The 11781-nt window shown below is 58.9% G+C and carries 11 protein-coding genes and 2 pseudogenes; 3 read left to right on the plus strand and 10 right to left on the minus strand.

Annotated elements, in window-relative coordinates; translation table 11 throughout:
* Positions 1-52: 52 nt before the first annotated feature.
* Positions 53-250, minus strand: coding sequence for a hypothetical protein (locus tag H2170_15140; GenBank protein ID MCS6301406.1), 198 nt, complete (start codon positions 248-250; stop codon positions 53-55).
* A gap of 19 nt (positions 251-269) precedes the next feature.
* Positions 270-1901, minus strand: a complete 1632-nt coding sequence (locus H2170_15145) for a sodium:solute symporter family protein (protein ID MCS6301407.1) — start codon at positions 1899-1901, stop codon at positions 270-272.
* 727 nt (positions 1902-2628) lie between these two features.
* On the opposite strand from H2170_15145, the gene H2170_15150 reads away from it, so the two are divergent.
* Genes H2170_15150 through H2170_15160 form a run of 3 tightly spaced genes read left to right on the plus strand, consistent with a single transcriptional unit; the run spans position 2629 to position 5215 of the window.
* A complete protein-coding gene (locus H2170_15150) occupies positions 2629-2988 on the plus strand; it encodes a hypothetical protein (GenBank protein ID MCS6301408.1) in 360 nt (119 codons plus the stop codon).
* Positions 2985-4451: an IS21 family transposase gene (locus H2170_15155; protein ID MCS6301409.1), complete on the plus strand. Its 1467-nt coding sequence runs from the start codon at positions 2985-2987 to the stop codon at positions 4449-4451. Before H2170_15150 ends, H2170_15155 begins: the two co-directional genes overlap by 4 nt.
* Positions 4448-5215 (plus strand): ATP-binding protein, encoded by a 768-nt coding sequence (locus H2170_15160; GenBank protein MCS6301410.1) that lies wholly within the window; start codon positions 4448-4450, stop codon positions 5213-5215. The genes H2170_15155 and H2170_15160 overlap by 4 nt, the downstream gene beginning before the upstream one ends.
* Before the next feature lie 461 nt (positions 5216-5676).
* Here H2170_15160 and H2170_15165 read toward each other — a convergent pair whose 3' ends face one another.
* From H2170_15165 to nrfD, 8 genes and pseudogenes are all read right to left on the minus strand, one after another.
* Complete coding sequence (locus H2170_15165) at positions 5677-6354, minus strand: cytochrome c (GenBank protein MCS6301411.1); 678 nt, start codon at positions 6352-6354, stop codon at positions 5677-5679.
* The gene (locus H2170_15170; GenBank protein MCS6301412.1) at positions 6351-7034 is read right to left on the minus strand and encodes a cbb3-type cytochrome c oxidase subunit II; all 684 of its coding nucleotides are present in this window, start codon (positions 7032-7034) and stop codon (positions 6351-6353) included. The genes H2170_15165 and H2170_15170 overlap by 4 nt, the downstream gene beginning before the upstream one ends.
* Positions 7031-8497, minus strand: a complete 1467-nt coding sequence (locus tag H2170_15175; protein MCS6301413.1) for a cbb3-type cytochrome c oxidase subunit I — start codon at positions 8495-8497, stop codon at positions 7031-7033. Before H2170_15175 ends, H2170_15170 begins: the two co-directional genes overlap by 4 nt.
* 84 nt (positions 8498-8581) lie before the next feature.
* Positions 8582-8887, minus strand: a complete 306-nt coding sequence (locus tag H2170_15180; GenBank protein MCS6301414.1) for a hypothetical protein — start codon at positions 8885-8887, stop codon at positions 8582-8584.
* Positions 8880-10157: a hypothetical protein gene (locus tag H2170_15185; GenBank protein ID MCS6301415.1), complete on the minus strand. Its 1278-nt coding sequence runs from the start codon at positions 10155-10157 to the stop codon at positions 8880-8882. Before H2170_15185 ends, H2170_15180 begins: the two co-directional genes overlap by 8 nt.
* Positions 10154-10801 carry a cytochrome c gene (locus tag H2170_15190; GenBank protein MCS6301416.1) on the minus strand — a complete coding sequence of 216 codons (648 nt, stop codon included), beginning with the start codon at positions 10799-10801 and terminating at the stop codon, positions 10154-10156. Before H2170_15190 ends, H2170_15185 begins: the two co-directional genes overlap by 4 nt.
* A 26-nt stretch (positions 10802-10827) precedes the next feature.
* Positions 10828-11337: pseudogene (locus H2170_15195) on the minus strand (DUF3341 domain-containing protein).
* Positions 11338-11361: 24 nt separating this feature from the next.
* Positions 11362-11781: pseudogene (gene nrfD / locus H2170_15200) on the minus strand (polysulfide reductase NrfD).

The raw sequence follows: 11781 nt of genomic DNA on the forward strand, positions 1-11781 counted from the left end.
GCCGGCGTTTTGCTGTACAGAAAAGAGCGACCTAGGGCCGCCCCGAGCGGGCTTATTCTTTGGCCTTACGGGCGATGAGCAGGGTGATGCCGCCGAAGGCGGCGAAAATCCCGCCCCAGTGAAGGTTCACGTTTTCACCGAGCGAATGTTTGGCATACATGGCCTCATTCGGAATCAAACCGTAGCCGAGTAGGATCAGGCCAAGCACTAAAAAGAGCCAGCCCATGGGAACGCGTACGTCGAGTTGCATGTAAATATAGTTTAGGGGTTTACCAGAAGATGATGTTAAGGATCAGGGTGCAACCGAGCACGATCGTGCCGAGCACGGCGGGACGGGCGTACCAAGAGCGGGCCTCGGACTTGGGCTTGTCCGTTAGCGAATAAACCAAGCCGCGCAATTCGTCGTGAGTGCGATTGGGTTTCGTGACGAGCGAGATGAGCAACGTACCGAGGAAGCAACCGGTGAAGGCGAAGATCGCCATCCAGAAGCTCTGCGCCATCGAGCTGGCAAAGGTGTACTGAACCGAAATCCAGCCGCCCTTGATGCCGGTAGCACTGCCCACGGGGAGCGTGAGACCGTTGAACACCAGGGCGGTGAGGGTGCCCGTGACCAAGCCGAAGAAGGCACCGTGGCCGGTGCTGCGGCGCCAGAACATACCCAAAAGGAACACTGCAAACAGAGGAGCGTTAACAAAGCCGAACACCAACTGGAGCATGTCCATGATGTTGTTGAACTCACGCGCGGAATAAGCGGCCAAGGCGCTCACCAGAAGGCCGACGATGGTGGTCATTTTGCCGACTTTGACCAGATGCTCGTCGGAGGCTTTTTTGTTAATATAGCTTTGGTAGATGTCGTAGGTGAAGACCGTGTTAAACGCAGTGACGTTACCGGCCATGCCCGACATGAAGGAAGCCATCAGAGCGGTGAGGCCGATGCCGAGCATGCCGTTGGGGAAGTACTTAGCCAACAGGGTGGGAACGACCATGTTGAAGTCGGGCGTACCGTCGGCGGCGGCTGGCAGGACGATATCGCCGGTGTGTTTTTGCATCAGAGCGATGCAGATCATGCCGGGGAGAATCACCAGGGCGGGGAACACCATCTTAGGGATCGCGGCGATGATCGGCGTGAGGCGGGCGGCGTTCATGTCCTTTGCCGCCATAGCGCGCTGAATCACGAGGAAGTCGGTGCACCAGTAACCGAACGATAGCACAAAACCGAGGCCCATCATTAAGCCGAACCACTCGATACCCATGGGGTTATCGGCGGCGTGTCCCATGTGCTGCCACGACTGCGACCAAGCGCCGGGCATACCCTGAGCCTGCGAGTGCAGGCCGAGGTTATGCATAAGACCATCCCAACCACCGATGTCCTTGAGGCCGATGAGAACCAAGGGGAGGAAGCCGAGCACGATCAGGAAGAACTGGAGGACTTCGTTGTAGATCGCCGAGGTAAGACCGCCGGTGTAGATGTACACCAACACGACCAAGCCGGAGATGATGATGCACATGTCGTAGTTCCAGCCGAGAATGGCGGAGAGCAACGAGGCCAAGGCGTGCATCGAAATGCCTGAGGAGAAGACCGTCATCAAGGCGAAGGAAACAGCATTGAGGCCGCGGGTCTTTTCGTCGAAGCGTAGTTTCAGGTATTCAGGAACCGAACGGGCTTTGGAACCGTAGTAGAACGGCATCATAAAGATACCCACGAAAACCATGGCTGGAATCGCGCCGATCCAATAAAAATGGCTGGTTGCGATACCATATTTGGCTCCCGAGGCCGCCATGCCCATGACCTCCTGAGCACCGAGGTTGGCCCCAATAAACCCCAAAGCGCAAATCCACGCAGGGAGGGTGCGGCCTGACTCAAAAAAGTCGGAGCTCGTTTTTAAGTGTTTTTTCAGCATCCAGCCGATGCCCACGACAAAGGCAAAATAAACTGTGAGCGGCGAGCGGGAAAGCGTCTATTTCTGGCGGTTAGGAATGCACTTCTTCTTCGGTGGATCTTCTTCCCCTTAAAAAGAGTAATACTCTTCTTCCGTGGGTGGGTTTTCTTCCCTGTCCGGCTGGGGATATGAGGGGTGCGAATGGGTGGAGATTGAACCGGCGGGACGCTTGGCGGATGCACAGCGATGCATCCAACCGGTTCACGCAAGTGTTTGCACTGTGTCGATTTCTTTCTGCCCGACGCGCATAACCGCGAGCGTCAGCGCTACTGCGGGAAGCCGGGATGCCGACGGGCGAGCCGGGCGGCCAGTCAGGCCAAATGGTTGGCGAAGCCGGAGAACCTCGACCACTGGAAAGGCCCAGAAAATGTCCAACGGGTGCAGGAGTGGCGGAAGGCCAATCCGGGGTACTCAAGGCGGAGGGGGCCGCGACGGCGGGTGGCGTTACAAGACATCCCAACTACGCAATCCGTTGTGCACCAGCCTAAAGCCGAGCCGGTCGCCGAGGTGGCGTTACCGAATCCCTGCGTGCCGTTACAAGACAGATGGGAGTCGCAAAACCCTGTGCTCGTGGGGCTTATCGCGCAGTTCGCCGGAGTGACGTTACAAGAGGACCTCGAACCCATGCTGCGACACCTGCAATCCCGGGGGCGGGTGATCCTGGGCATCGACGTCCAGCCGCCCGATTATGCAAAAACAACCGATCGATCGCGAACAACTCCGGCGCACGCCGGCCCAGTTTAGCTGGCTGGACCACCGGCTGGTGCGGGGCAATTACCTGGGGCGGGCCAGTGCCCCCGCCTGGGGCCTCTATCTGGTCCTGGTCACCGTGGGCGACGCCGACGGGCTGAGTTACTACGCCACGCGCACCCTGGCCCGGCTGCTCACGCTCAGCGAGGACGGCCTGGTCGAGGCGCGCCGGCAGTTAATCGAGGCCGGGGTGATCGCCTACGCCGCGCCACTTTACCAGGTGCTCTCCTTGGACCGGGGCAGGCCAACGCACACGCTGGCGGCAACGCCGCCGCCGAGCCGGGAGGTGGGCGCGTGATCGATTACGAACTGTATTGCCGGATAAAACAGGCGGAGGCGGCCGGTCACAGTGCGCCGCAAATCGCCCGCTCGCTCCAGTTGCACGTGCAGACGGTGAGGCGCTGGCAGGCGCAGGAAAAGTACGTGCGCAGCCAGGCCGCGCAGGTGCCTAGGCCAAGCAAGCTCGACGTGCACAAGCCGGCGATCGCGCGCTGGCTGGAGGCCCATCCGTTCACCGCCATGCAGCTCTGGCAAAAGGTGCGCGAGCGGGGGTACACGGGCGGGTATTCAATTTTGAAAGACTACGTGCGGCGGGTGCGGCCGAGGAACCTGGAGGCGTTTCTTACCCTCAAGTTTGCCCCCGGCCAGACCGCGCAGGTGGACTGGGGCAGTTTTGGCGCGGTGGAGGTGGACGGCACCCGGCGGGCTTTAAGTTTTTTCGTCATGGTTTTGGGGTACAGCCGGTTCCTGCATGTGGAATTTACCCTCGGGCAGGGCCAGGAGTGGTGGCTGGGCTGTCACCGGCGCGCCTTTGAAAAACTCGGCGGGGTGCCGCGCGAGGTGATGGTGGACAACTGCAAGACGGCCGTCCTCTCGCATGTGCCCGGGACCGACCCGGTGTACAACGCCCAGTACCTGGACTTTGCCCGGCACTACGGGTTTACGATAAAAGCGTGCGGGCCGGGGCATCCGCAGTCCAAGGGCATGGTGGAAAACGCGGTGGGTTACGTGAAAAAAAGCTTCCTTGGCGGGCGGCAGATGAACGGGTTTACCGAGCTGGGGCCGGCCGCCAGCTTGTGGCTGGAAACGGTGGCCAACGTGCGCGTTCACGCTGAAACCCAGGGCCGGCCGGTGGACCGGCTGCCCGAGGAGCGCGCTGCGCTCCTGCCGCTTAACCCGGTGGCCAGTCCGGCGGTGCGCACCTTAAGCGTGCGGGCGTCGCGGCGGTGCCGGGTGAGTATCGAAACGAACCGCTACTCGGTGCCCACGAAGTTTGCCGGGGCGCTACTCACCGCGCAGATCGAGGGGGCGCAGGTGAGGTTTTATGCGGACCGCACCCTGGTGGCCGAGCATGCCCGCAGTTTTGCCCGCCGCGCCGATGTGGAAAACCCCGAGCATGTGCGCGAACTCGAGGAGCGCAAACGGCAGGGGGCGCGGCAGCGCCTGCGGCTACGGTTTTTGGAACTGAGCCCGGCGGCACCCGCCTACCAACGGGGGCTGGAGGAGCGCCGGCTCAACGCGGGACACCACCTGGCGACTATCGTGGGTTTGGTGGCCCTGTATGGAACGGAGGCAGTCGGCCGGGCGATCGAAAGCGCCCATGAACTCGGCGCCTACTCCAGCGATTACATCCTCAACTTGCTCGAACAACGCGCGCGGGCCTTGCCGCAAGCCGGGCCGATCCACCTCACCCGCGCCGACGCGTTGGCCGCACTGGAACTCGAACTGCGTCCCCCGGATTTAAGCCCCTATACCCAATGAAAACAGAACCCGAAAAAACCGATTTATTAAAAGATCAACTCAAGTACCTGAAACTCGGTTACCTGCTGCGCCACCACGGCGAACTCACGGCCGAGGCGGCCAAGGCGCGCTGTTCGCACGCCGAATTTTTACGCCGACTGGTGCAGGCCGAGACCCAGGACCGCCAGATCCGGGCGCTGGAGCGGCGCATCCAGGCAGCGCGCTTCCCGGTCAAGAAAACCGTCGACCAGTTCCAGTGGGACTGGCCCAAGGAGTTGAACGAAGCGCAGGTGCGGCACCTCTTCGAACTGGGCTTTGTCAAGGAGCGCACCAACGCGGTGTTTTGCGGTGGTGTGGGGCTTGGGAAGACACATCTCGCGAGCGCGTTGGGCTACGCGGCGTGCCAGGCGGGCTACACGGTGCTGTTTACGACGGCGGTGGACGCGATCAACGCCCTGGTCACCGCCCAGTCCCTGCACCGGTTGCAAGCCGAGTTGAAGCGTTACATGACCCCTGCGGTGCTCGTGCTCGATGAGGTCGGCTACCTGCCGCTCGACAAGTCGGGGGCCGACCTGCTCTTCCAGATCGTCAGCCAACGCTACGAACGCGGCTCGCTGATCGTCACCACCAACAAGGCCTACAAACACTGGGCAGGGATCTTTAACAACGACGCTGGCATCACCGCGGCGATCCTGGACCGCCTACTGCACCGGGCCCAGACCGTCGTCATCGAGGGCAAATCCTACCGCATGAAAGACCGCCTGGCCGACGAACCTGCAAGCTGACCGGGCCTGATGATCGGCCCCTGGCGGGGCCGGTCATCGGCTTTTACGACAGGTGATTTTGTAACCGCCAGAAATAGACGGTGTTCGCGCCGCCGCTCACAAATAAACGCCAATGATGAGGTAATCGACCCAGGCGAGGCTGAGTTTTATCGCACTTTCACCGGCACTGGCGACGGCGCCGCCAGTAACCGCAATTAGGGGTAGTGAACTGAGGTATGACATAAATGGAAATGGCACGAGCCTTTGTAATCCCCCCCTAATTCATATCCACTAGCAAGTAAACTTTGCATAACTTCTCCCCAGCGAGACCTCATAAGTTCCAAGCAGTGTGGCTTTCTAAATACTAATTTGGCCCCCACTCGTCGCTCGAATGACCACGAGGAGTCACCCCAAAAACGTTTTTCTAAACGCACAAAAAAACCCGGTCGATCATGACCGGGTTTTTAACTGTAAGTAACCTCTTACTTAAACGGTTCTAACTCCGGAGCAGTCCAGGGTTTGGCGCGGGAAGCCTCTTTGGCCAATACCTCGGCGACCTTGGCCTTGGTGATCGGTTCAGCTTTATTACCCCACTCTTGGCGGATGTAGGTGAGTACTTGGGAAATCTTCTCCTCGTTCCAGTTGTAACCACCACCGGGGACCTTGCCGAAGGCAGGCATGGCACCGTTGTAAGTCTTGCCGTGGACCTCAATGTTACCATTAAGACCATGCAGGAGCACGCGCACCACACGCTCTTCATTGCCGGTAACCCACTCCGAGTCGACCAAGGGAGGATAAACACCGGCTACACCCATGCCCGAAACTTGGTGGCACGTGGCACAAACCTGCTGATAAGACTTTTTACCAGCAGCAACTATTTGCTCAGGAGTCAGTTCCTTGCTAGCGCTACCGGCTGCAGTCTTCGGGTCAAAGCGCTCGTCGTACACCATTGGGCTGAAACCCGCGCGGTAATGGACCACATAGACGCACGTCACGAAAATCAGCGTGGAAACGAAGCCGAGCAAGAAGAGCGGCATCAGCTTAAAGCCTTCAGCTGGCTCGCTCTTGTTATTGAGCAACTCGGCGTGAACCTGCTGGATGCTTTCGTCACTGGCTCCGTCGGGTCCGGAGGAGAGGTTATGATTCTGATCAGCACTCATTTATGGGACTCCTTAGCGGGTTGGGTCTTAGCGGCCGCAGGAGCGGTGTACACGTTCTTAGTCTCGGGATAAGCGTAGGTATCCTTTAGGCTCAGCAGATAAGCGACAAGCGCCTCAGCGCGCGCCGTCGGCACCACTTCGTAGCCGGCGGCGGCGGGAATCTTGAGGGCCTTGGCCGAACCCTGGCCAATGATGGGCTGGGTTTTGAACAAGTAAGCGTAGGCTGGCATGTTCGACGTTTTGACCACCGCTTGGGGGTGGTAAAGGTACGCATAAAGCGCGGCGGCTGTGTGCTCGGTACCATCGGCATTTTTGCGAGCGGCAAAGTTGCGCAGATCTGGGCCGATGCGTTGCGAACCCAGCAGGACGCGGGATTCACGCAAGTAGTCACGGGCCACACTCTGACGCTCACCCCAACCGCGGCTCTTTTCACCAATATCGGAACCAAATCCTTCGCGGCGAACTTGCTGAGTGTGGCAGGAGACACAGCCGAGGTCTTGATAAACCAGTTTACCTTGGGCGGCGAGACCAGGGGCCTGCAACGGGAACGCCTTGCCTTCCCCTTCATCGACATGAGTCACGAAGGCGCCGTAGCTGATTTGGTTTGTTAGCACCAAGCCGACAAAAGAGAGGGCGAGGGCCAAGAAAATACCGAGGAATAAAAAGGGAGCGCGGTTCATCGGGTGGCCTCCGGTTGTGCGGACAGCAATTGTTTGACCGAGCTAACACAGCAGGCAGACGCGTTGGCTAGGGTCCAGAAGAAGTTGATAGCGAAGGCGAGTTGGCCAATCGCGATCAGTACGCAACCGACGCTGGCCGAGAAAAGGTAAGGAAGGGTACCGGTGGTGACTGCGGTGAAGGCAACCGAGGCGTCCGCGAGTTGCAGACCTTGATTAATGCCGCCGACCGCCAGTGAACCGACCACCAACGTCACGCCGATTGCTGAGGCGACGAAGTGCACGCCGATCAAGGCGTCGTTGGCCCAGGCCGTGGCAAACACACGCGGCACAAGGACGTAAAGTGCACCAAAGATCACCATGCTAAAGAACCCGTAGTAGCCGAGCTGAGCCTCAGCGGCGGTGAAGTAGGTGAATTGGGTGATGGCCGCGAAGCCGTGGAGTGCACCGGCAACCCACGCCAACAACACCAGCAGCAGTGAAAACACACCGAAGGCAATGAAGCGCAGCGGATAACTGTTTTTTAATGAAGACCAATTCCCTGCAAAGGAGCCAAGGAAGTTCAGCACAAAAATGAACAACGGGACGAGCAGCATGAAGCTGGCGGCGGCGCCGAAGGTTTGCACCCAAGCGGGAACCGGACCACCGATCAGGCGAGCGATGCCCGCCCAGCTGCCAAACACCACCAGCCACCAAAAACCGGTGGAGGCGAGGTAGTAGCTGGAAACGGGCTTTTGCAGCAGCTTTGGCAGGAAGTAGTAAATCGCGGCCAAAGCGATTGAGGCGAACCAGAGCAAGAAGAGGTTACCCGCGAACCAGGCTTGAATGACCGATTGCACGGTTCCGCGAACTGGAACGAACACCAGCATGACCTGGGCGATCGCGTAAATCCAAGGGAAGGCGAGCAGGGCAACAAAAAGATACCATTGGGAGGCAAACAGTTGTTGTGAACGCCCGGCACGGAATACCACGAACGACCAAGCCGCGATCAACGCATAGGCCACCCAAAGAAGCGGAGTGGCGAAACCGGGCATTTCCAAAGAAGCCATGGAGGTCGAGAAACCGGCCAAAATGCCACCGGTACCCAGGGTGACACCCACATTCCAAAAAACAGTGCCCAGCAGGAGGACCCCACAACCCGGGAGTGCGCCACGCGACAGGCGCGCCATCAGCCAGAGGCTGACCGCAAAAGCGGCGTTAAAGCCCCAGCCGTAGATGAAGACGCTGCTTTGGGCCGGCTGAATACGACCATAAGTAACGTATTCACAATTATTAAAAAACGACGGCGTGTGCAGCTGCCAAGCGGCAACCACGCTCAAGGCGCTGGCCACCAGCAGCCAAATTAGGGCCGAAGTGATCAGCACCGTGAGCGGCGCACGCAGTGAGGCGTCGATGACGGAAGCATCGCACGAAGGCGCCAATGCGCAGTCGCTCTTCTGCTTTGGTTTATGGGAATCAGTGGCCATCGGTGGGTGTTGGAATCGGATGGTAGGAGCCCGTTTATGGACGAACGATGGGTACGTTAAAGGGGCTTCCTACCTTCGGGAGATCTACTTCTTGGCGTTGAGCTCTTTGATCGTGATGTTGATGGCCTCGGAGATCGGGATGCGAACCACACCCGTGGGCTGGTCAACCCAGCCATAGGTGGTGGCGGCAGCCTTTTCTTTGGCGCGCAACTCGGCGAGCGCGGCTTTGCGCTGCTCGGGAGTGCGGACGCCATCGGCCAGCGGAGCCGGCGTTTTAGGCAGATAGGCAATGAACACGATCAGTGCGAAGATCGCGAAGCCACCGATGGCGGCGGCCACCGTGATCAACGTACCGGAAGAAGCAGAAGGAGTTTTTTGAGAATCACTCATGATGGGTGAGGCATTCAGTGATACGCGGGTCGCGGATCGGGATGAGTTTGGTCTTGGGGAAGCTCTTCAGGTAGGCCCAGAAGAACACGCCACCGACACCGATGATCGAGGTGGCCGTCCAGAGCAGGTTAAGCGAGAGGAAGGGCAAGGGCTCGCCGAGGGAGTCCTTGAGCGCGGGAGCGACGTTGTAGATCAAGTCGACCACGATCATCAGGAGTATCCAGCGGACGATGAAGGTAATGCGGCTGTGGGTGATCTTGTTCTTGTACGAGAGCAGGAACAGGAACGGGAACAGGAAGTGGCCAAACAGGATCAACATACCGACGTATTTCCACTGGCTGGGTTCGCCGGCGCGGGTGATTTCGCGCAGGTTGTACCAGAACGTTTCCTCAGGAACGTTGGCATTCCAGATCAGGAAGTACTGGGAGAACGTGACGTAGGCCCAGAACACGGTGAAGGCGAAGATCAACATGCCCACGGAATGCAAGTGATTGGTGTTTAAGATGCCTTTGAGGTCGCCGCGCTTGTAGAGCGCCAGCAGCATGAGCACACCGATCGCCAGCGCACCACGCACGCAATTGGCAAAATACCACACACCGTACATGGTGGAGAACCAGTGGTACTCCAAGCTCTTGATCCAGTAAATGGCCGCAAGTGACAGGGTGATCGCACCAACAGCCAAACCGAAGGCGGCGGTCTTGCGATTCATGAACGTCCACTTGAGGTCACCATCGGCGTCTTGGCTGAACGAGGCTTTGCGCAGGCGGGCAGAAAGCCAGATCCAAGCGGCGAAGCACAACGCGGTCATGGCGGTGAACATCTCCAAGTTCAGGAAACTGGACTTCTTAATGTAGAGCGGATCGTGGCCGACCGTGTGGCCGTTGAGCAGCACGTAATCGGGGTTCATCCACTTCCAGATGGTGTCGTGTGAGCCCGTCCAAGAAACGATGACCAAGGGCGTGAACAACAAGGCGAGCCACGGGAAGGCGGCAAGTCCATGCTCGAATTGGCGACGAAGGACCACCGACCACGAGGCGTCGAGGATGTGGTGGATCATCACCAACATCAGCATGCCGATAGCGATCGCGGTCCAGAAGGACACGCCGATGAGCCAGGAAAGCGCAACGGCCTTACCACTGGACACGAATAAGCCGATGATCGTCAGTACGATACCAGCGATACCTACGCCCAGAAACTTGCTTGCGCAGGCACAGGACGAAGGGGTTTCAGAAGGGATTGCCGCAGAAGCGGTGGCAGCGTGGGTGCTCATTTGATACCAAGCTCAGATTTGTGACCGGGAGGAACGTCCGCGGCGGTGGAGTGGGCTGCACGCTGGAGGGCGCGCACGTAGGCGATAACTGCCCAGCGATCATCGGCGGGCAGTTTGTCCGCGTAGGAAAGCATGTTGCCCTTACCGTGGGTAATGGTGTTGAAAATCTCGCCTTCCGTCATGGTGCGCAGGCGGACGTCGTGGAAGGTGGGAGTTGCACCCATGCCGTACTGTTTGGTGATACCGTTACCGTCACCGATTGCACCATGGCAGGGAGCGCAATAGATCGTGAAACGATCCTGACCGCGCTCCAAGAACTTGGCGTCCACCGTGATGGCGGAGGGGAAAGCAACAACCCAAGCGCCCTTGGCGTCCTTACCCTCGAACCGAGCGGAATCGGCCTTAAGGAAGGTGGCGTCAGGGGCATCGGAGCGGCGACCAAAGGCCACCGTGCCGGGGATACGCGTGCGGTCGGCACGACCATCGGCAAAGAACTTGGACGAGGCCTGCGCCTTGTACTTGTCCTGGTGGTCCATGTCGTCGAACACCTCAAGGGGTGAACGAGTCGAGAGCGAGCCGCGGAAGCCCAAAATGGACAGTCCGAGCACGACGACGAAGAAGAGAGTGAGATAAACGTAACGCATGGCTCAGGCTTCCAGCTCCTGGATGTCTTTGCCCCGGCCTTCTCGAGCAAGGCCTTGGTCAGGGCGAGGTTGAATTTCGGGTCGGCGGACTCGATCACGATGTGAAATTTGTCGTCCATACCGGAGAGGATTTTGTCACTCTTGAGCACCGGGTGGTAATGCATCGGCAGGCCGTTCAGGAAGAACATGCCGCCGATGGTGGCGAACGCGGTGAAGAGAATGGTCAGCTCGTATGACACCGGGAAGGCGAACAGTGGGCTGAAGTAGGGCTTACCGCCCACCACCAACGGGTAGTTGATATAGCTGGTGTAGAAGATCAGCGACATGCCGGTGGTAAAACCGAGCAAACCGCCGCACAGCGAGAACTTAGGAACGTTGGAGCGCTTCAAACCCATGGCCTTGTCGAGACCGTGGATCGGGAACGGCGTGATGCAGTCCCAGTTTTTGTAGCCGGCGTCGCGCACCTGCTCCGCCGCGTGGTAAACGCTCGGAGTCGTGTCGAAGGTGGCGATCAAGCCGTAAGGTTTGGCAGACATGTTAATAAATGTGTCGGCGTTAAATTAGTGGTGGTCTTTGCCGTGAACGTCGGCCTGAGGCATGACTGATTTGATCTCAGCCATGGGCATGACGGGCAGGAAACGGATGAAGAGGAGGAACAGCACGCTGAACACGCCGAAGGTGCCGAAGAAGGTGAAGATTTCGACGATCGGAGGGGCTGTAGTAACCCCACGAGGACGGCAGGAAGTCGCGAGCAAGCGAGGTGACGATGATCACAAAGCGCTCGAACCACATACCGACGTTGACGAAAATCGACAGGATCCAGACCAGCGCGGTGTTTTCGCGGACCTTCTTGAACCAGAAGAACTGCGGGGTGATGACGTTGCAGCTGATCATGATCCAGTAAGCCCATGCGTAGTGACCAAACGCGCGGTTGATGAAGGCGAAACCTTCGTTGGGGTTAGCGCCGTACCAGGCGATGA

The sequence above is a fragment of the Opitutus sp. genome (assembly GCA_024998815.1).
Lineage (GTDB): Bacteria > Verrucomicrobiota > Verrucomicrobiia > Opitutales > Opitutaceae > Rariglobus.

Bases quoted from the DNA above. Each gene is read 5' to 3' on its own strand.
- H2170_15140 (MCS6301406.1), bottom strand. From the start codon at position 250: ATGCAACTCGACGTACGCGTTCCCATGGGCTGGCTCTTTTTAGTGCTT.
- H2170_15145 (MCS6301407.1), bottom strand. From the start codon at position 1,901: ATGCTGAAAAAACACTTAAAAACGAGCTCCGACTTTTTTGAGTCAGGC.
- H2170_15150 (MCS6301408.1), top strand. From the start codon at position 2,629: ATGCAAAAACAACCGATCGATCGCGAACAACTCCGGCGCACGCCGGCC.
- H2170_15160 (MCS6301410.1), top strand. From the start codon at position 4,448: ATGAAAACAGAACCCGAAAAAACCGATTTATTAAAAGATCAACTCAAG.
- H2170_15165 (MCS6301411.1), bottom strand. From the start codon at position 6,354: ATGAGTGCTGATCAGAATCATAACCTCTCCTCCGGACCCGACGGAGCC.
- H2170_15170 (MCS6301412.1), bottom strand. From the start codon at position 7,034: ATGAACCGCGCTCCCTTTTTATTCCTCGGTATTTTCTTGGCCCTCGCC.
- H2170_15175 (MCS6301413.1), bottom strand. From the start codon at position 8,497: ATGGCCACTGATTCCCATAAACCAAAGCAGAAGAGCGACTGCGCATTG.
- H2170_15180 (MCS6301414.1), bottom strand. From the start codon at position 8,887: ATGAGTGATTCTCAAAAAACTCCTTCTGCTTCTTCCGGTACGTTGATC.
- H2170_15185 (MCS6301415.1), bottom strand. From the start codon at position 10,157: ATGAGCACCCACGCTGCCACCGCTTCTGCGGCAATCCCTTCTGAAACC.
- H2170_15190 (MCS6301416.1), bottom strand. From the start codon at position 10,801: ATGCGTTACGTTTATCTCACTCTCTTCTTCGTCGTCGTGCTCGGACTG.